The 19,010-nt window shown below is 58.7% G+C and carries 26 protein-coding genes; 24 read left to right on the plus strand and 2 right to left on the minus strand.

Translation table 11 applies throughout. The features are described 5' to 3' along the window. Nucleotides 1-68: 68 nt before the first annotated feature. Together ACYZT9_RS10415 and ACYZT9_RS10420 are read right to left on the minus strand one after the other, a co-directional pair. Nucleotides 69-608 (minus strand): hypothetical protein, encoded by a 540-nt coding sequence (locus ACYZT9_RS10415; RefSeq protein WP_462009708.1) that lies wholly within the window; start codon nt 606-608, stop codon nt 69-71. 65 nt (nt 609-673) lie between these two features. Then, complete coding sequence (locus ACYZT9_RS10420; protein WP_462009709.1) at nt 674-1,408, minus strand: XRE family transcriptional regulator; 735 nt, start codon at nt 1,406-1,408, stop codon at nt 674-676. A 90-nt stretch (nt 1,409-1,498) separates the two neighbouring features. On the opposite strand from ACYZT9_RS10420, the gene ACYZT9_RS10425 reads away from it, so the two are divergent. The 24 genes from ACYZT9_RS10425 to ACYZT9_RS10540 all read left to right on the plus strand — a co-directional run bounded on the left by ACYZT9_RS10425 (nt 1,499) and on the right by ACYZT9_RS10540 (nt 18,973). Beyond that, a complete protein-coding gene (locus ACYZT9_RS10425; protein WP_462009710.1) occupies nt 1,499-1,708 on the plus strand; it encodes a Cro/CI family transcriptional regulator in 210 nt (69 codons plus the stop codon). 225 nt (nt 1,709-1,933) lie between these two features. Beyond that, complete coding sequence (locus tag ACYZT9_RS10430; RefSeq protein WP_462010190.1) at nt 1,934-2,596, plus strand: phage antirepressor KilAC domain-containing protein; 663 nt, start codon at nt 1,934-1,936, stop codon at nt 2,594-2,596. A gap of 11 nt (nt 2,597-2,607) precedes the next feature. Next, nucleotides 2,608-3,393 (plus strand): helix-turn-helix domain-containing protein, encoded by a 786-nt coding sequence (locus tag ACYZT9_RS10435; RefSeq protein ID WP_462010191.1) that lies wholly within the window; start codon nt 2,608-2,610, stop codon nt 3,391-3,393. Beyond that, a complete protein-coding gene (locus tag ACYZT9_RS10440) occupies nt 3,390-4,088 on the plus strand; it encodes a replication protein P (RefSeq protein ID WP_462009711.1) in 699 nt (232 codons plus the stop codon). The genes ACYZT9_RS10435 and ACYZT9_RS10440 overlap by 4 nt, the downstream gene beginning before the upstream one ends. Beyond that, on the plus strand, nt 4,081-4,290 hold the full coding sequence (locus ACYZT9_RS10445) for a hypothetical protein (protein WP_462009712.1): 210 nt from the start codon (nt 4,081-4,083) through the stop codon (nt 4,288-4,290). The genes ACYZT9_RS10440 and ACYZT9_RS10445 overlap by 8 nt, the downstream gene beginning before the upstream one ends. Continuing rightward, a complete protein-coding gene (locus tag ACYZT9_RS10450; protein WP_462009713.1) occupies nt 4,281-4,583 on the plus strand; it encodes a nuclease domain-containing protein in 303 nt (100 codons plus the stop codon). Before ACYZT9_RS10445 ends, ACYZT9_RS10450 begins: the two co-directional genes overlap by 10 nt. Before the next feature lie 106 nt (nt 4,584-4,689). Then, a complete protein-coding gene (locus ACYZT9_RS10455) occupies nt 4,690-5,121 on the plus strand; it encodes a VRR-NUC domain-containing protein (protein ID WP_462009714.1) in 432 nt (143 codons plus the stop codon). After that, nucleotides 5,118-6,398: a tyrosine-type recombinase/integrase gene (locus tag ACYZT9_RS10460; protein WP_462009715.1), complete on the plus strand. Its 1,281-nt coding sequence runs from the start codon at nt 5,118-5,120 to the stop codon at nt 6,396-6,398. Before ACYZT9_RS10455 ends, ACYZT9_RS10460 begins: the two co-directional genes overlap by 4 nt. A gap of 16 nt (nt 6,399-6,414) precedes the next feature. Beyond that, a complete protein-coding gene (locus ACYZT9_RS10465; RefSeq protein WP_462009716.1) occupies nt 6,415-6,741 on the plus strand; it encodes a hypothetical protein in 327 nt (108 codons plus the stop codon). A gap of 3 nt (nt 6,742-6,744) precedes the next feature. Continuing rightward, nucleotides 6,745-7,440 (plus strand): hypothetical protein, encoded by a 696-nt coding sequence (locus ACYZT9_RS10470; RefSeq protein WP_462009717.1) that lies wholly within the window; start codon nt 6,745-6,747, stop codon nt 7,438-7,440. Between the two features lie 478 nt (nt 7,441-7,918). Next, the gene (locus tag ACYZT9_RS10475) at nt 7,919-8,233 is read left to right on the plus strand and encodes a phage holin, lambda family (protein WP_462009718.1); all 315 of its coding nucleotides are present in this window, start codon (nt 7,919-7,921) and stop codon (nt 8,231-8,233) included. Between the two features lies 1 nt (nt 8,234). Further along, a complete protein-coding gene (locus ACYZT9_RS10480; RefSeq protein ID WP_462009719.1) occupies nt 8,235-8,978 on the plus strand; it encodes a hypothetical protein in 744 nt (247 codons plus the stop codon). Nucleotides 8,979-9,100: 122 nt separating this feature from the next. Next, nucleotides 9,101-9,646: a terminase small subunit gene (locus ACYZT9_RS10485; RefSeq protein ID WP_462009720.1), complete on the plus strand. Its 546-nt coding sequence runs from the start codon at nt 9,101-9,103 to the stop codon at nt 9,644-9,646. Then, a complete protein-coding gene (locus ACYZT9_RS10490; protein ID WP_462009721.1) occupies nt 9,618-11,558 on the plus strand; it encodes a phage terminase large subunit family protein in 1,941 nt (646 codons plus the stop codon). Before ACYZT9_RS10485 ends, ACYZT9_RS10490 begins: the two co-directional genes overlap by 29 nt. A gap of 5 nt (nt 11,559-11,563) precedes the next feature. Continuing rightward, nucleotides 11,564-11,767, plus strand: coding sequence for a phage head-tail joining protein (locus tag ACYZT9_RS10495; RefSeq protein WP_025858891.1), 204 nt, complete (start codon nt 11,564-11,566; stop codon nt 11,765-11,767). 1 nt (nt 11,768) lies between these two features. Next, nucleotides 11,769-13,283 carry a phage portal protein gene (locus ACYZT9_RS10500; RefSeq protein WP_462009722.1) on the plus strand — a complete coding sequence of 505 codons (1,515 nt, stop codon included), beginning with the start codon at nt 11,769-11,771 and terminating at the stop codon, nt 13,281-13,283. 7 nt (nt 13,284-13,290) lie between these two features. Next, entirely contained in the window at nt 13,291-15,273 is a 1,983-nt protein-coding gene (locus tag ACYZT9_RS10505) for a prohead protease/major capsid protein fusion protein (protein WP_462009723.1), read from the plus strand. 83 nt (nt 15,274-15,356) lie between these two features. Continuing rightward, nucleotides 15,357-15,710, plus strand: a complete 354-nt coding sequence (locus tag ACYZT9_RS10510; RefSeq protein ID WP_462009724.1) for a DUF2190 family protein — start codon at nt 15,357-15,359, stop codon at nt 15,708-15,710. Between the two features lie 15 nt (nt 15,711-15,725). After that, a complete protein-coding gene (locus ACYZT9_RS10515; protein ID WP_462009725.1) occupies nt 15,726-16,058 on the plus strand; it encodes a head-tail joining protein in 333 nt (110 codons plus the stop codon). Nucleotides 16,059-16,060: 2 nt separating this feature from the next. Beyond that, a complete protein-coding gene (locus ACYZT9_RS10520) occupies nt 16,061-16,615 on the plus strand; it encodes a hypothetical protein (RefSeq protein WP_462009726.1) in 555 nt (184 codons plus the stop codon). Next, nucleotides 16,612-16,809 carry a DUF2635 domain-containing protein gene (locus tag ACYZT9_RS10525; RefSeq protein WP_462009727.1) on the plus strand — a complete coding sequence of 66 codons (198 nt, stop codon included), beginning with the start codon at nt 16,612-16,614 and terminating at the stop codon, nt 16,807-16,809. Before ACYZT9_RS10520 ends, ACYZT9_RS10525 begins: the two co-directional genes overlap by 4 nt. Then, nucleotides 16,806-18,278, plus strand: a complete 1,473-nt coding sequence (locus ACYZT9_RS10530) for a phage tail sheath subtilisin-like domain-containing protein (protein ID WP_462009728.1) — start codon at nt 16,806-16,808, stop codon at nt 18,276-18,278. Before ACYZT9_RS10525 ends, ACYZT9_RS10530 begins: the two co-directional genes overlap by 4 nt. A gap of 24 nt (nt 18,279-18,302) precedes the next feature. Further along, entirely contained in the window at nt 18,303-18,671 is a 369-nt protein-coding gene (locus tag ACYZT9_RS10535; protein WP_462009729.1) for a phage tail tube protein, read from the plus strand. After that, nucleotides 18,671-18,973 (plus strand): phage tail assembly protein, encoded by a 303-nt coding sequence (locus ACYZT9_RS10540; protein WP_462009730.1) that lies wholly within the window; start codon nt 18,671-18,673, stop codon nt 18,971-18,973. Before ACYZT9_RS10535 ends, ACYZT9_RS10540 begins: the two co-directional genes overlap by 1 nt. The last annotated feature ends 37 nt before the right edge of the window (nt 18,974-19,010 follow it).

Consider the following 19,010-nt stretch of genomic DNA (forward strand, 5'->3'; position numbering starts at 1 on the left):
GGGTGTTTTTTTTGGGGGGCGCAAGAAAAAGCCCGGTAAGGACCGGGCTTCGGAGACTGCGGGGTGCGTTATTTGGTAGTCGAGTCGCCGACTTTTTCGACCTTGGTGAATTTGAACAGGAAATCTGGATCGGTCATCTTTCCTTTTTCGCTGACGTTCTTGACCTTGCCCAACGCCCCAGAGAACATCACGACATTGCCCTCTGCCATCTCAGAGATCGCTTCGTACAAGGGCGTACCATTCTTAATGAGGGTGTTCGAGCCTGCATCTGAGAAACTATTATTCCAGGTACTGATGGTGATGTTGTCGACGAGGAGCCGAATTGTGATGTATGCGTCCCCGTCGCCATTGGTTCCGAGCTTTTCTATAGTCCCATACCATCCAGCGATCTTCCTGGGATCCCCATTCAGCTTCGCGAATGCGTCCATCCTTTTTTTCGCGACCGAAGACTTCTTCAGTTCATTCGGCGCCGCCTCATACTGGGATGAGTAATCCTGAACAGTTTCAATAAATCCTTTTTGAAAATCGCTCACAGTCACCGTCTTGATTGCGGCAGAAGAGATGCCGCTAGACGCAAGTAGGAGTAGAAGGGCTGCGATCTTTTTCATTGCTATCTTCCGTGACTTCCAGCGGATGCCGGGTAGGGGGGATGGGGTGATTTTTTGTCGACCGGTTACCAGAGGACAGATGACCAAAAGACCCGACCTAAGACTGCGATCTCTTTCTGAAGCATGTCCTGGACTGTGTACTCTTCGTCCGGGTGCTCATCGCGATTAAAACTCCGCATGCGGATTCCACCGCCAGGCAGCCGGTAAAGAGTCTTTACTCGCAACTGCCCGCCATGGTCGATGGCGTACATTTTACCGTCAGTGATTGAAGTCGTTCCGCGATCCACACCGACGGTACTGCCATCCGGCAGAACTGGTTCCATGCTGTTGCCGGAAACCGTAACGCACACTGCTTCCGAGGGCTGCACGCCTTGTCGACGAAGCGTTATCTTTCCAAAGCGAAGTTTCTGTTTTGGCGACTGTTGGACGGAGGTAATTCCCGTGCCTGCGGACAGTTCGACTTCCTTGAGAAATGGCACGTAGACCTCATCATCATCCAGCGGTGTGTCATCGTCCCATACATCAATAGGGCCGAGAAGTACCGCGTTTGACTCGATGGTCGGGGTTGGTTTTTCGGATTGCGGTGAATATTTGCCTTCGGGGGTGCCTGTACCTTGTGAAAGCCAAACCGGGTCGACACCGCACACCTGGGCAAGCTTTATCAGATGCCCAGACGTACGTGTAAGGCCGCGCTCAATCTCGGAAACGGAGGCCTGTTTAATGCCTGCGCGCTCCGCAAGCTCGACCTGTGTGAGGCCTGCATTCTTTCGGGCGCGTTTCAATCTGTCTTTGAGTTCCATACCAGACAATTTATAGGCCAACCTTTAGAGTTGCAAAAAGGTATTCCTTTCCATACCATAAAGGCATCCCTTTATATGGGCGGAGATTTGATGAATACCACTTTCAAAAAGCTCGTAGAGCATTTTGGTTCGCAGTCTGCGACCGCTGCCGCCCTGAACGTTAAACAGGGTTCGGTCAGCGGCTGGATCCGCGGGCTTCATGGCTGTTCAGCTGAAGTCGCGCTGAGAGCCGAAATCGTAACTGGCGGGAAGATTCTTGCTCGTGACTTGAGACCAAGTCTTCCAGACCAGGCGGCCTGACTGTTGAGCCAATTATCCGCTGATGAGCAGGGAAAGAGCAGAACACCGGATTAGCTGTTGATTCATCCAGTACCCAAATGACAGGCACAAAAAAGCCGGTGGCTAGACCGGCTTCTTTAACAGCAACAACTTGTGGAGCCGATTATGCACAACCAGTTCACCACCGGCAATACCCACCATGTCGCGACACTTTTGACGCAATCGCAAAACGTGTCGTGTCACACCATGTCGTCACGCGAGATCGCCGAACTGACTGGCAGCACGCACGACAACGTTCTGAAAACCGTCCGAGCTTTGGTTACCAAGGGTATCGTTTCTTCAAACGACACCCCCTATGTCCACCCGCAGAACGGCCAGGTCTATCGCGAGTTCCTTCTTTCTCAGCGCGACACCCTGGTGGTTGTCTCTGGGTACAGCGTCGAGTTGCGCGCGCGGATCATTGATCGTTGGCAGGAACTGGAAGCTCAGGTTGGTCAGTTCCAGATTCCAGCGACTTACGCCGAAGCGTTGCAGGCTGCTGCCGACCAGGCCAAGGACAATCAGTCGCTACGTCTGGTCATCCTCGATCAGGCGCCGAAGGTTGCAGCCATCAAGCGGCTAGCAGCGGCTGGCGGTGCGATATGCATCACAGACGCGGCCAAGCACCTGCAGATCCAGCCATCAAAGCTCTTCGCCTGGATGGAAAAGAACCGCTGGATTTTTCGGCGCCAGGGTTCGGGTCGCTGGACCGCCTATCAGCCGAGCATCACGTCCGGCTACATGATCCACAAAGTAACTTCCTTGAAGGCAAATCCTGAAACCGGCGTTGAACGCGCGGCCTTCGATCCATTGGTCACGCCGAAAGGCCTTGCCCGTTTGGCTGAACTCAATATCGGAGCCTCGCTGTGAGTGTTCAAGCAATGTCCTGGGCGCTCTCTCTGCCCACCCAATCCCTGAAAGACTCGAGCGCGCGTCACGTGCTGCTGTGCTTGGCCAACTATGCCGGCTCGAACGGTGCTGGCGCCTTTCCGTCCGCTTCGACCTTGGCTCAAGACACCGGCCTGTCCGAGCGCACCGTCCGTTACAAGCTGGACGATTTAGAGAAATCCGGATTGATCCAGAAGGGCAACCAAGCAATCGCCGCCGTGCACATTGACCGTCATGACCGCCGGCCGGTTGTTTATGACCTTCAACTATCGCGGGGTGCAAATCCTGCACCCCGTACAAAGCGGGGTGCAGATGACGCAACGGGGTGCAACTCACAACAGAACGGGGTGCAGCCTGGAACAGAACGGGGTGCAGCGGCTGCACCCAATACATCAATTAACCATCAAGGAACCGAAAAGCAGCAGCAGCGCGAGATTGCTGACGTGATTGCTGAGCAGGATCAGGTCGCCATCGAGGCGCTAGATCACCGCCAACGTTTCGCCATGTTCGCCGAGTGGGAGTTTCCGGAAAGCTACATGACCACCCAGCTCAAGATCGCCGGCCTGCCTACTGACTCGATCACCGACGAATTGCTTGCTGGTTTCAAGGGCTTCTTCGTTGCCAAAACTTCGACCGTCGACACCGCTGCCGGATGGTGCTTTCGACTGGCCAACTGGATCAAACGTGACCGCGTCAAAGCGGCCGGGGCCGCGACCACCGCTGGCTCAGACGAGTTCGATGACGAATGCACCGAGTGGATGATGGAGGGCAGGAAATGAAAACAGTTTCCACGGTAGCGGCTCAGGCCATGACCAAGGTTCGCCAAGGCGAATTCATCGAAGCGGACACCGACATCGCGGTCCAGGCCCAGCAGGATCAGGAGCGCGAAACCGGCAAGGTGATCAACCAGCTGTTTCGTCAGTTGCGATCGATCCGCACGGCATGGCGTCAGGCTTGGCCGGACAAGAAGTCCTACATGGAGTCGAAAGCGACTTGGCTGCAGGCATTCATCGAGAACGGGATTTGCACGCAGGAGCAGATTGATATTGGCCTGATGCGCTGCCGCGGCGAGCCTTCCGACTTCATCCCGAGCGTGGGCAAGTTCATTCAGGGCTGCGTGCCGACGCCTGAGATGTTGAAGCCGCCGTTGCCGAGTGTTGAAGCCGCCTACAAGCAGGCATTGCGCAACTGTCACCCAACCATGCACGGCGTTGCGAAGTGGTTCCACCCAGCCGTTTACCACGCTACCGCCGCTGCTGGGTTCAACAGTCTGCCGCTGCTCAGTCGTGAGCTGGGGCTGATCAGTTTCGAAAAACGCTACCTGGAACAGGTTCGCAAGGTCTGGATGGGTGAGCAGTTGGCGCCTGTCCCGGTTGCTGAGCTCGCGGCGCCGTCTGAGCGCACGCCAGAAGTGGGTAATCAGGCGCTGGCCTCATTGCGAGCCATGCGTGCGCGAGGTGGTGCCCGTGCCTAATCCTCATCTGGCCCCGACTGTTCCCGCCGAATACCGCTTCGCCGTGCACTGCTGCGGCTACAAGTGGGAGCTGACAGACAAGCCCGACCGCGCAGTCGCGCTGTTCGAGCACTCATCGGCGGCGTTGAAATTTGGCCAGGCGATGTGGCCGACCACCTACGAAGTTGTCGACGTAATCACGGGGGAGCGGGTATGCGCGTGACCTCGAAGAAACTCCGCGCCTCAGCCAACGGCCAAGACTGCACTGTCCGCGTGCCGGGCGCCTGCAATTTCGACCCGGCCACCACGGTGCTCGCGCACCTGCCATGCGGCCAAAAGGGCATAGGCATGAAGGGCTTCGATACCGTCGCCGTTTACGCGTGCAGCGCCTGCCATGACGTCATCGATGGCCGTGCCGTCGGCGACATCGATTGGCAGGACATGCCCCGCGCCATCGCCGAAACACACGAGGCCTTGATCCGGGCCGGAATCCTCACCGTGAAGGGGGCTGCATGATCGACCGAAGAACCTTACTTGTCCTGATGATCCTCGCCAGCTGGGCGTTCTATGAAGTTTGCCGCCGCCTCAACGACCTGTACCGCAAGGCGCGGGGTGAGCGCAAGTGAAGCCAGCCAGCATGAAGTTGTTCCAGACGAAGCCGCCGCGCGCCAAATCAGTCGGCAGGGAAGGGCAGGAGCAGGCCGCCCTCATCGCCGAGCTGCGTATCCGGATGCCTGACGTCGCTGACTTGATCTATCACGTCCCCAACGGCGGGCATCGGCTCAAGTCGGTCGCGGTAAAGCTGAAGCAGCAGGGCGTGGTCGCCGGTATCCCTGACCTGGTCCTGACCATGGCCCGTGGCGGCTTCTTCGGGCTGTACATCGAGTTCAAGGCCACGCCGCCGAACGACGCCGCGATCTCGGCCAGCCAGCACGAGCGCATTCGCAAACTCAACGAGCAGGGTTACCTCGCCGTGGTCTGCCGTGGGCACTTCGACGCGATGGAGCGAATCCGCGCCTACCTGCGGCTCGCTCCCACAGTGGTGGCCGCGTGAGCCAGACACTGCTCACCTCATTCACGGATGCCGAGATCCGGCGCCAGGCTGGCAACGCCAATGTGCGTGACATGCGCGATGCGCGGTACCCGGGCGTGTACTTCCGGTTTCATCAGAACCGGGACCGCGGGACGTGGCACCTAGTGGTGGGCAAGAAGTGGGAAAAGATCGCCGGCTTCCCGGAGCTGCCGGTGAAAGGCCTGATCAATGCCTTGCCAAAGATCCGTGAGCGGTTAGCCGCCGACCCAAAAGCTTCGGCCGCCGCCGGCACGTTGCAGACAGTCGGCCAGCTGCTGGACTGGTTCATGGTCCGTCAATCGACGGAGCGAAGCCTGTCGTCGAAACGTCGCGCCACCAACACCTCAATCATCACCTGCCACCTCAAACCACGCCTCAGTGATCTGCTGGTGGACGAAGTCGACCGGTCTGCCCTGGATAAGATGGTGATGTGGCCGATGCAGGCCGAAATGTCGCTGTCCTACGTCCGGTTGATGTGGGGTGTGTTGGTGGTCGCCTTCCGCCAGGCCGAGAAGTTGCGCCTGATCGCCAAGAACCCCATCGCCGGCTTCAAGTTCACCGACTTCACCAAGGCCCGCATCCTGCCAAAACCATCGCGACTGCGTGCCGTGCAGCTGGAGGAGGTGATCGGCCAACTGGCCAACGCCTTCGACGAGCACCCGCAGGACTGCATGCTGGCCCTGATGATGCTCTGCCATGGCACCCGGGCCGGCGAAAGCCGGATGGCTCGATGGGCTCACCTGACACTGGGCGAGCAGGGCGAGTGGTTCATTCCCGCTGAGAACACCAAGACCCGTTGCGAGCATCGTCTGCCACTCACCCACCAAGTCTGCGCGCTGCTGGAGCGGTACCGGAGCTGGCAATCGGCCAAGGGCTACAAAGGCGCCTACCTGTTCCCGGCACGCAACCGTGGACCGATCAGCGACAGCCAGGCATGTGCCGTGTTCGCGCGGTTGGGCAAGGGCGAGTGGACCAGCCACGACCTACGCAAGGTGGCCCGGACCGGGTGGACTGACCTCGGTGTCGACTTCCTGATTGGCGAGATGCTCGTGAACCACACCCTGACCCGCAACGTGCAGACCTACATCCACACCTCGGCTGAATTGCTCAAGCGTGAGGCCCTGAACAAGTGGCACGAATGGTTAGACGGGAAAGGCTTCAACCTGATTCACCGCTCGACCATGACTAGAAACGAAAATTCGCAGAATGCCGCCGAGGCCTTGAATGGCGCGGCCTCTAGCCAAATCACGAATCCATAAAAGGCGAGGTTTAAAAATGATGAAAAAGCAGCATGGACCCGCCTTCAATGCATCGCCGATGCCGTTGAAATGTTGCGCAGCATGCAAGGGCAAAGCGGTCATCAAAGGCATATTTCATGAGCTGCCTTGCACTGAATGCCACGCCTCGGGTTGGGTTTTGGCGGAGACAGGGGAGGCGCTACCGGTCGAGGTGCTGGTTACCCAACTCGGGCTCATGCTGAACATCTATCAGCAACGCATCATTACCTTTGGCAGCCGAGTAAATCAGCCGTCAGGCGCTCAGCAGCAATACGAACAGAACAACCGCCGCGGCGCCGGCGCTTCAAACTTCACAGGGGATTGAACGATGATTTATCAAAGCGTACTCGGCGGTGTCGTATCGGCCCTCGCAGCTGAAGCGATCGACAACACTAGCAAGCAGGCCTGGCAGAAGCTTTACAGTCCGCACGAAGAGGAGCAGCGCGACCTGCGCTCGCTCTTCAGCTGCGCACCAGGTGAATCTATCGACCGCGCCCAAGCCGATTGCTGGGTGGCTGCCCGTCTGCATCACGGCCTTGAAAAGAAGCACATGAGCGCTTTGACCGCGAAGTTCAGCACCGACAAGGCGAAGAAGGTCCAGGCCATCGCCGACATCAAGCTTCTCATCAGCTCGCCAGCTCCCCAGCTGTTTATCTTCAAAGCCGTTACTGCTTGGGCGGTTCCCAAGCTCAAAGGGGCGGACCCGAAAACCCCTCAGACCGTCACTGTAACGGTTCCTATCGATGCTCCTGATTGGCGCCGGGAGTCGTTGATTGCATCTGCCGTAGCTGCAGAGCGATCTGCCAAGAAGCGCGTTGAGTCACGGACTGCATCAATGATTGTCTTGCCCAAAAGCTTCTATGACATGAACACCTGGGATACCGAAGGCCGCCCAGAGTCAACCCGGCGAGAATGGCGCCGCAACATCTACGGAACCTTGGACGACATGGTTAATGAGGCTCTGTGTGTCGCTGGGGAAATCTTCGATATCGAAGGTTTGATTATTTCTGAAGCAGCAGCGTGAAGGCCTATTGACACTGACTCATCGTTCCATCAGTATTTATCCCATCCTGTCATTCCTGCGCGTGTAGGAGTGAGCCGAAAGCCTCGCCAGAGTAGTCTGCCGGGGCTTCGTCGTCTTCGGCTTAGGAGAACGCTATGTCTAGAGCTCAACGACGACACGATACACGCCGCATCAAAGCTCGCTTTTATGCGAAGCAGCGGGCGAATGAATGCTGGTCTACCAGCGAGAAGAACGCCGGCCTTTTTGCGAACCATGGCAAGGTGTGCTCGTGCTGGATGTGTGGAAATCCTAGAAAGCTGGGTTTGCTCACCACGCAGGAACTCCGAGCTGGTATTCCCAATCTAGAGTGACAACAGAGCCCGGCCATTGAGCCGGGCTCTTTCGTTTTCGGCTCCACCACACCCATTGCTCCGAGCTGGGAGTGCTGCTGGAGCCGGATCTATCAGGCGCCCCGAGAGGGCATATGAGAATGGACAACATGCCCGATAAAGACCCTTCCTTCTGGGCTCTGGTCCTGACCGCGCTCAGGGACAACGGTCTGGCCATGGTTCTCACGTTTGCGCTGACCTGGCTCCGTATCCAATACGACGCCAAGGAGACCAAACCGTGGCGACAGTTCATCGAAGCCACCCTCGGCGCACTGATCGTCATGGTTGTAGGCCTGACAGTTAAAGAGTTTGGCTTCAGCATCGCTTGGTCATTCGCGACCGCTGGATTTGTCGGCGTGCTGGGTGTTGAGCAGGCTCGTCAGTTGGGTAAGCGCTGGGCCGAACGGAAGGTCGACGAGGTGTAGCATGATCAAGATCGATGCCCGAACCAATGTAGAGGAGCTTTCCAAGGCTCTGCGCACCGTTGGTAGCAAGCAGATCCCCTTTGCGTTTGCCTTGATGGCCACGCGCTTAGCGATGCTGGTTAAGCAGGGTGAGCTCTCAGTGTTGAGGGCTCGCCTCGACAGGCCAACCGCGACCACGATGAACAGCCTCTATGTGAAGGCTGCCAAGAAGGGCAACCCAGAGGCACGCACCTTCTTCAAAGATGCATGGACCTCAGGCGTACCAGCAGACACCTACCTGCAACAAGCGGTGAAGGGCGGTCGCCGGCCGCATAAGCGTTTCGAGAAAGCGCTGATTGCCCGCGGCATCATGAAGTCAGGGCAGTACGCGATGCCCGCATCATCAGCACTCAATCAATTCGGCAACGTACCGCGCGGCACAATCATGAAGATCCTGTCAGGTCTGGGTGCGGCCGAGACTGTCAGTGGTGTGCAGGCCAATGCCACAGGCAGCAAGCGCAGTAAGCGCAAGGGCAATGCACAGAAGTATTTCGCGGGTGATGTTGATGGTACCCAAGGTATCTGGGAGAGGAAGAAGACAGCGTTCGGTGATGCCGTTCGACCTGTCTTCATCTTTAGTGAGGGTGAGCCTGGGTATCGAGTGATCGTTCCGTTCTACAAGATCGCAGACAACATCGTGAAGGCGAACCGAGCAAAGGAGTTTGCCAGCGCGATGGATCAGGCGCTGTCCACAGCACGGGGCTGACAGATAGGGCAGGGGGCACCCCCCTTTGGGTCCTTCCCGGGCCCCCGACCCCTTGCGGGTAATTCGGGCCCCGCGCGCCAAATATGTATGACCTTTTTCCCACGGTTGGTTGTTGTTTAGTCATGGCCAAAAACGAAACAACCAAACAGCGCGGCTGGTTGAACAAATCCGAGATGGCTTCGAGCCTGGGGATTTCGCCGCAAGCCTTTGACAAATGGGGAGTTGCGCCTATCGCACGCATCGGTCGCGAGGCGTTTTACACCGTGCAAAACGTGGTCGATAACCGCGTTGAACACTCGCAACGGAAACAACAACCAATGGGTGAGGGAACCGAAGGGATCGATCCGCTGATTGAGTACAAGCTGCTCGAAGAGCGTCGCGGTCTCACCGCTGCCCAGCGGATTGCCGCGGAGAAGAAGAACCTGGTCGATGACCGGCAGTTGGTTCCGGTCCCGTTTGCCACATTTGCCCTCGCCAAAATCGCCGCGCAGATCGGCTCGAAACTGGACACCGTCGGAAAGACCGTCACTCGGCGTCACCCCGAGGTGGACCCTCGAATCATCGAATCGGTGGAGCGGGAGATCGCGCTTGCTCGAAATATTGCCGCCGGCTTTGGTGAGCAACTGCCGGAATTATTAGATGAGTACGTTGAGTCCATGGCTGAATGATCTTCGCAAGTCGATCAAGCTAGGACTCCAGGCGCTCTACAAAGAACCACCGCAAACCGCTGTCGAATGGGCGGATGCAAATTTCTACATGTCCGCTGAGTCCTCCTATAACGAGGGCAAGTGGACGACCGAGCCGTTTCAGGTTGCCATCCTGAACAGCATGGGCAACGACCTGATCAACGTCGTCAACTTCATCAAGTCGGCGCGGATCGGTTACACCAAGCTGTTGATGGCGAACATCGGCTACAAGATTCAACACAAGCGCCGCAACGTCATGATGTGGAGTCCGACTGACCCGGACGCCGAGGACATCAGCAAAAGCCATATCAACGGCATGATCCGTGATGTGCCAGCGCTGGGCGACCTCGCTCCGTGGTTCGGTCGCAAACACAGCGACAACACACTCGATCAAAAGATATTCGCCAACCGGCGGACGCTCTGGATCCGGGGCGGCAAAGCTTCGCGCAACTACCGTGAGAAATCCGCCGACGAGGTGATCTACGACGAGCTTTCGAACTTTGACGAAAGCGTCGAGGGCGAGGGCTCGCCGATCACCTTGGGTGACAAACGCCTGAATGGCGCGATCTATCCGAAGTCGATTCGCGGCTCAACGCCGAAACGTGTTGGCTCCTGCCAGATCACCAAGGCCGTTGAAGAGTCGCCCTACCTGCTCAAGTTTCACATCGACTGTCCGCACTGCCGACAGGAACAGACGCTCAAATGGGGCGGCAAGGATTGTGAGTTCGGGTTGAAGTGGGAAAAAAACCCACTCGGCGAGGCCGAGAAAGCCTGGTACGTGTGCGAGCACACTGCTTGTGTCATCTGGCACAACGAAATGGTTGAAGCGTCAAAGACCGGACGGTGGATCTGTGAGCATACCGGCATCTGGACCCGTGATGGCATGGACTGGTACGGGGCTGATGACGAAATCATGCGCACCCCGCGCTCGGTCAGCTTCAGTATTTGGGCGATCTACAGCACCTGGAGTACCTGGCTAAGCCTGGCCGAAGAATGGCTCAAGGTGAAAGGCGACGTATCGAAGCTGATCACTTTCATCAACACCACTCGCGGCGAAACGTGGGACGACGACCAGGGCGAGAAGCTGGACTCGGAAGTCCTGTATGGGCGCCGCGAAGTTTATCCGCAGGTCCCGGCCCTTGGCCTTGTTCTCGTGGGTGGCATCGACACCCAGGACGACCGTTTCGAGGGGCGTGTCTGGGCGTTCGGTCCCGGTGAGGAAGCTTGGCTGGTACATCGCTTTATTCTGATGGGCGACCCTGCCAGCGAAGAGCTTCGCCGCAAGGTGGGGCTCGAACTGCACCGGCAGTTCACCCGCGTGGACGGCACCATCATGAAGGTGGAGCGCTGGACGTGGGACGCCGGCGGTCACTATGCGGATGAGGTTTACGCGGAGAGCCGCAAGCACGGGGTGCAATGGGTAGTCCCTATCCGTGGTGCGACCATTTACGGCAAGCCGATCGCAAACTTTCCGCGCACCAAGAACAAGGTGCACAAGGTCTTCCTCACCGAGGTTGGTACCGACAACGCCAAAGAGTTGCTCTACAGCCGGATGGGGCTACCCGTCGATACGGCTGCCTCCCAGGCTGGCGTCTCCCAGCCAGGGGTTGTTCACCTTCCGGCAAACGACGCGATCTGCGACGAGTCGGAGGTCAAGCAGCTCACCTCTGAAAAGAAAAAAGCAGCCATCTCTAAAGGCAAGCGCGTGATGCGCTGGGACAGCGGCGGCCGGCGAAACGAGGCCCTCGATTGTTTCGTGTACGCGCTCGCCGCGCTGCGAATCTGCCAGCAGCGGTTCGGACTTGATCTCGATCTACTGGTTGCCGCCGTAACTGGTGGCAATGAACCGGATGCTGAAGAACGGCCGCGGAAGAAATCCTCTCACTGGAAATAAAGCAGATGGCCTACACGATCGAGCAATACAGCGCCCTGCAGGCGGCCATCGCCGAAGGGGCGTTGTCGGTCCGCTATGCCGACAAGAGCGTCACCTACCGGTCACTCGACGAGATGATGCGGATACTCAAGCTGATGGCTACCGAGCTTGGACTGAATGCCTGCAACGACGGCGGACGCCGTTACACATCGTTCTCCAAGGGGTACTGACATGGGGATGATTGATAATCTGTTCCCCGGGTTGGCAGCAAAGCGTTCGGAAATGCAGTTGAAGAAACTGCGCACCGACTTGGCGATAGACGTGATCAAGCGTCGATTTGAGGGAGCCGCTGGTGGCCGTCGGAACGATGGCTGGCGTAGTGCCGGTACTGACGCAAACGCCGAGAACGCTCCCGCGCTAGCCGTGCTCCGGAATCGAGCTCGTGACATGCGACGGAACAACCCGTACGCAGAGCGTGCCGTGACAGGCATCGCCGACAACGTAGTAGGCGCAGGCATCGTCCCTCGTCCGATGGGCAAGGAGCGCGACAACAAGGCACTTGTTGCTCTCTGGAAAGCTTGGGCCGAATCCACGCTGTGCGATGCCGACGGCTTAGAGAATTTCTACGGCCTGCAACACAAGATCATGGAAACGGTCGCCGAGTCAGGCGAGTGTTTGCTTCGGCGCCGCCGGCGCTTCAGTTCCGACGGCCTGCCCGTGCCGGTACAACTGCAGTTACTGGAGCCCGATTTCCTCGACGAGAACAAGGGCAATATCGTCGGGTTAAACAGAATCATCCAGGGCATTGAGTTTGATGCGCTGGGTCGTCGAGTTGCTTACTGGCTCTTCGAGGAGCACCCCGGGGCCAACCGTGTTTGGGGCTCGATGCAATCCAAGCGAGTCCCCGCCGAGGACGTGATTCACATCTTCCTGCCGAAACGTCCAGGGCAAGCCCGAGGCTACACCTGGTTTGCGCCCGTCATGCAGCGCATGCGCAGCTTCGACGAAATGGAAGATGCGGTGATGGAGCAGGCAAAGATTGCTTCCTGCTTCGCGGCGTTCATCACTCAGGATCCTAACGGTTCTCCCTCTGGCAAGAAGCCGCCACTGCTGGACCGCATCGAGCCGGGAATCATTCAAGAGCTTGGTTTCGGTGAGGATGTCAGCTTTGGCACTCCGCCAACATTTAACGGATATACCACCTACGCCTGGCAGCAGTTACACGCTATGGCCGTGGGCTTGGGCATCCCATACGAGTTGCTTACGGCCGACTTGAAGGGCGTGAACTTCTCCAGCGGTCGTCTCGGTTGGCTGCACTTCGCCAGGCGCATCGATGTTTGGCAATGGCGAATGCTCATCCCTCAACTTTGCGATCCGGTGTGGCGCTGGTTTATGGAGGGGCAGGTACTACTGCCAGCTGGCGTCCGTGATGACGTCAAAGCGCAGTGGGTTCCTCCTCGGCGCGACATGGTCGACCCGAAGGCCGAGACCGACAACGTCAAGGATCGCGTCCGCAATGGATTGACCACTTGGCCAGATGCCTTGCGCGAGCTCGGTGTCACCGATCCGAAGCAGCACGCCAAGGACATCGCTGATTCCAACAAGTTGATCGACAGCCTGGGCCTTGTCCTCGACTGCGACCCACGCATGGTTGCGGCTGCCGGCGCGGCCAGTCAGCCGCCACCTACTGAAGAGAAAACCGACGATGGCAACTCAGAACCAGTCGACGACGAACAAGACACATGAGACGCCGATGCTTAGCCTGCGCGCGGCCGTACGGTCCGGGTCGGTAGACGTTGACGCTCGGACTGTTGAGCTGACCTGGACCACTGGCGCAAAAGGTCGCCGCTGGTCTTGGGATGTTGGCAGTTACATGGAAGAACTTGAGGTCAGCGAAGACGCTGTCCGGCTGGATCGCCTCAACAACGGCGCTCCATTCCTGAATGCCCACAACTCCTATGACTTGGACGACGTGATTGGCGTTGTCGAGAAGGCCTGGATTGATGGGGCCGAGGGCCGCGCTCTGGTCCGCTTCAGCAAACGCGACGACGTCGAGCAGATCTTTAAGGACGTCCAGGACGGAATCCTTCGCAACATAAGCGTCGGCTACGCGGTGCACCGATACGAGGTGACCGAAAGCGCAGACGACAAGCTGCCGACCTATCGCGCTGTCGATTGGGAGCCCATGGAGCTGTCACTGGTTCCGATCGGCTTTGACGACGGTGGCAAGTTCCGCAGCGCCAAGACTGCCGACGAATACAAAGGGCAGCGCTTCAACACCATTTTTGAAGTTCGGGCGGCAAACCAGCCAACCGGAACAACGGCCGCCGTGCCTACGACCCAAGAGGAAGATGCAATGACCGAAGAAGAGAAGCGCGCGGCGGAAGAAGCGAAACGCGCGGCTGACGAAACACTGCGCCGCGAGTCGGTTGAAGCGGAGCGCAAACGTAGTCTCAACATCCGCACGATGGCTCGCAAGGTCCAGTTGGATGACGAAGCCTTTGTCGAGGACCTGGTTGAGCGCGGCGTTTCCGTCTCCGATGCCAGCATCGCGCTGATCGACAAGGTCGCCGAAAAGCAGGCCAAAGATCAGCCGAACACCCGCAACAGCCAACAGACCATCGTGACCGGTGGCCAAGACGTAGCCGTGTTGACCGCCAAGCGATCTGCCATGCAGAACGCTTTGCTGCACCGCTGCGACATCAGCGTAAAACTGGAAGACGGCGCTCGCGAGTTCCGCGGTATGCGCCTGGTGGACATGGCTCGTGAATTCGTCGAGATGGCCGGCGGCAATTCCCGCGGCATGACTCCGCAAGAACTCGCCCGTGCTGCACTGGGTTGCGACCGCCAGGCTGTTCGCGCTGCCGGCATGCACTCCACCAGCGATTTCCCGCTGTTGCTGGGTAGCACCGTCAATCGCACCCTGCGTGATGCCTACACCAACGCCCCGCAGACCTGGCGCCCGCTGGGTCGTCAGACCACTGTCCCTGACTTCCGCGCCGTCACCCGCGCTGCGCTGGGTGATATCTCTGCGCTGGAAGCGGTCAAAGAACACGGCGAATACAAGTACGGCACGCTGTCCGAGGACGGTGCGCCTATCAAGGTCGCCAAGTTCGGCAAGATCATCGCACTCACCTGGGAAACCATCGTGAACGATGACCTGGGTGCGCTGACTCGCATCCCTGCCGCGCTGGGTAATGCTGCTGCCGCCACGGAGTCCAACGTGGTTTGGGCCCTGTTGCTGGGTAACCCGAACTTCACCGACGGCACTCCGTTCTTCGATGCTGCCCACGGCAACGTTGCAGGTAGCGGCGGCGCCATCAACACCACCACGCTGGCCGCCGCGCGCGCCGCGATGCGTAAGCAAAAAAGCAAGGCGGGCGAGTTCCTCAACCTGTCGCCGGAGTACCTGGTCGTCGGCCCCGACAAGGAGCTGGAAGCCTTCCAATTCACCAGCTCGGTCTACGTGCCAGCGAAAAACGCAGACATCAACGATGTTCGCAACGCCTCGCTGACCGTGATCGTCGATGCTCGCATCACCGGTAACCAGTGGTACCTGTACGCTGCTCCGGGTGCGGTCGACACCTTTGAATACGCGTACCTCGAAGGTGAGCAGGGTGTGTTCACTGAAACCCGCGAAGGCTTCGAGGTCGACGGCATGGAGATCAAAGCCCGTCTCGTGTTCGGTGCCGGCTGGATCGATTACCGCGGCGCGTACAAAAACCCAGGCGCGTAACTCGCCGGTTCGATCTGCACCCAAAAGGGCGCCGCGTGGCGCCCTTTTTGTTATCCAGTTTCTGTCTCTAAAGGAGACCTTGCATGAAGACTTTCATCCAGCACGGCGACTGCCTGACCGTTGTCGCACCTGCCGGCGGCACTAACTCCGGCGAGCTTTACAAAGTCGGCGCGATCATCGGCGTCGCGGCCACCACCGAAGTGGCTGGTGCCCAAGTGGTGCTCAAGCTCGACGGCGTGTTCGGCCTCACCAAAGTCAGCGCCCAGGCTTGGGCCATCGGTGACCCGATCTACATGAACACTACCAGTCGCTCTCTGACCAACGTGTCGGCCACCGGCCTGGTGCTCGTCGGTGTCGCTACTGACGTGGCAGCCAACCCATCCGCGACCGGCGCCTGCCGACTCAATGGCGTCTCCGCACCCGTAGCGGTGCCATAAGTGGGCTGGGCCTCCATGGCCCAGCGCATGCTCGGTGTTTCGATCCGTACGTTCAGCGAACCCACCGCCGCCCTCGATCCAGAGGGCGCTGTGTACTGGCTGACCGATGGAGTCGCGCCCGGCGTGGCTCTGGCCCAGACGGTGTTCGATACCGCTCATGTTTCCGTTGATCCAGAGACCGGCGCGCCGGTTTCGACCAACAAACCGGTTCTCGGTGTTCGGTTGATTGATTTGCCGAACGAACCCACAAACCGCGATCGCGTCCAGGCTCGTGGCGTCTTGTACAAAATCAGCGACGTGCAGCCCGACGGTGTAGCCGGCGTAACCATTATCCTTCAGAAGGCTTGAGCATGGCGCACCCCAGAGAACTGATCCGCAAACAGGCCGTTGCGGTCTTGATGGGTGCCACCAATGCAGGGGCAAGCGTTTATGCCAGTCGCGTGGCGCCGCTCATTTCCAACGGATGGCAGAGCGAGCTCCCCGCAATCATCGTTTACACGATGGACGAATCCGGCGAGATCTTTAACCAAGCACCTCGTGAGTACCGGCGCCGGGTCGAACTGGTGGTAGAGATCCACGCTGAAGGAAACGAGGCCCTGGACGACACGCTGGATACGTTGGCCCGGCAAGTCGAAAGGCTACTGCTCATGGACGACACGCTCGGCGACACAGCGAACGACCTGCAATACGTGCGATCTCGCATGGTGCTGCTCGATCAGTCAGAGCATTTGACCGGCGCCTGTCGCCTCATCTTTGAGGCGGAGTACTTCGATCGTCACCCCGACGACCTCTTCAACGAAACCCTGCCAGATATGAACTCGATCAAAACCGAGTTCAGCCTTGGCAATGCCCAACCCAATCCGGCGGATCGTGCCAAAACGATCATAGAGGACCTGAACCCATGACCACCCGAGTGCTGGTTAAAACCGTCGAGGGGCGCCTGGTGCGGATCCCCGGCACCTATGAGGAACTGCCTGCAGAAGGCAAGCCGCAGGAGAAGAACAGTTACTGGATTCGCAAGGAAGCGGCCGGTGACGTCACGTTTGAACCTGAACAGCCTGAAGCCCAGGCCCCAACCGTTAAAGGTGAGAAACAATGAGCATCGGATACGACACCATCCCTGGGCCTGGGTCGCTGCGCAAACCGGGCGTTGTCAGCGAGATCGACAACAGCAAGGCCGTACGCGGTCCGCAGTCTGTCACCTATCGCCGTCTGTTGATCGGCCAGAAGTTGACTGCCGGGCTAGCCGCAGCCAATACCCTGATCCGTGTGACCAGCCCTGCGCAAGCGGATACCCAGTTCGGCGCCGGCTCCATGCTCGCCGGTATGGTGCGTGCCGCCATGGCAATCGACACCTACACCGAGTTGCTGGTGATGCCGCTGAACGACAATGCTGCAGGCGTTGCCGCAACTGGAACCGTGGTCTTCACCGGCCCGGCTACCGCGTCCGGCACAATCGAATTGATGATCGCTGGTCGCCGCGTTTCGGTGGGTGTTGTGAGTGGTGATGCTGCGACGACCATTGCTACAGCGGCGTCTGCGGCGATCAACGCTGCTTCCGATATGCCGGTCACTGCCGCTGCGGCTACCGCCACCGTGACGCTGACCAGTCGCCACAAAGGCGAAGCCGGCAACAGCTTGAACGCCCGAGTTAACTATTATGCTGGCCAGGTCCTGCCTGCCGGCGTAGGCGTGACCGTCACTGCGTTTGCCAGCGGTGCCGGCAACCCTGTGCTCGATACCGCTCTGGCGAATCTGGGCGATGAGTGGCTGCACACCTGGGCTATTCCGTATACCGACGGCGCCAGCCTGGCCAGCATCAAGACCGAATTGAACAGCCGCTTCGCCTGGAATCGCGAGATCGAGGCGCACGCCTTCGCGGCCGCGCGCGGTACTCAAGGTTCGCTGGGTGCGCTCGGTGACAGCCACAACAGCCAGCACCTCAGCATCATCATGGCCAACGATGAGCCGATGCCGGCTTACGAAAAGGCTGCTGAAACGATGGCGCTCGCAGCCTATTACGCGGCCATTGATCCGGCCCGCCCGATTCAGAACTTGGCTTATGCCTGGTGCCTGCCGCCAGCGGCTGCCGATCGTTTCACCAACGAAGAGCGCAACCTGCTGCTGTTCGATGGCATCGCGACCAGCAAGGTGTCCACCGACGGCACCATGCTCGTCGAGCGTTTAATCACCACGTACAAAACCAATGCCGCCGGCGCGTCCGACATCAGCTACCTGGACAGTGAAACCCTGTTCACACTGATGTTCATTCGCCACGACTGGCGCGACTACATCCTGCGCAAGTACCCGCGCCACAAGCTGGCCAATAACGGCACGCGCTACGGAATTGGCCAGGCAGTGGTCACGCCGAACGTGATGAAGGCTGAAGCCATCGCCAAGTTCCGCGAATGGGAAGACATCGGGCTCGTCGAGAACATCGACGACTTCAAGGCAAACCTCATCGCCGAGCGCAACGTCAGCGACCCGAACCGGCTCGACATGCTGTTGCCGCCGGACCTGGTCAACCAACTGCGCATCGTCGCCAACAAAATTCAGTTCCGCCTGTAAGGCGGACTCCAGGAGAACCACAACATGGCTGGCAATAAGCGCGTTGGCGGCATCATCAGTTTCAAGGTGGACGGCGATATGTACTTCGCCAAGGGCGATTTCACTTACAACCTCGGCAAGCCGAAACGGGAAGGCGTGGTCGGCTCTGACCGCGTCCACGGTTACAAGGAAACCCCGCAGATCCCGTTCATCGAAGGCGAGATTACCGATCGCAATGAGATGAGCCTTGAAACTCTGCTGGGCATCAAGGATGCAACGATCACGCTGGAACTCGCGAACGACAAGGTGATCGTTTTGCGCGAAGGCTGGTACGCCAGCGAAGGCACCGTAAACACAGGCGAGGGCAACGTTCCGGCTCGCTTCGAAGGCATGTCTGCTGAGGAAGTCAGCTAATGGCGAAAGAAAAAAAGATTGAGCTGATCGAACCTGTCGAGTTCGGTAGCGAAACGGTCACGGAGCTTACCCTGACCCGAAAACTGAAATACCTGCGCGGCTACACGTTGCGCGTCACCTCTGACGGTAAAGGGAAGGGCGCCATTGATCTCGACTTCTCGACGCTGATCGACCTCGGCGCGAAGCTGTCCGGACGCCCCCCTGCGTTCATTGAGGATTTGGGTGAGGAGGATCAAGGCGTACTGCTTCAGGAGGCGCGTGATTTTTTGCTTCAACACCTCGGGGGTGGGAAGGAGGAATAACTGCCGTCGTCAAAGTAATGGGTGTTCAGCCGTCCGA

The sequence above is a fragment of the Pseudomonas sp. ZT5P21 genome (assembly GCF_054897785.1).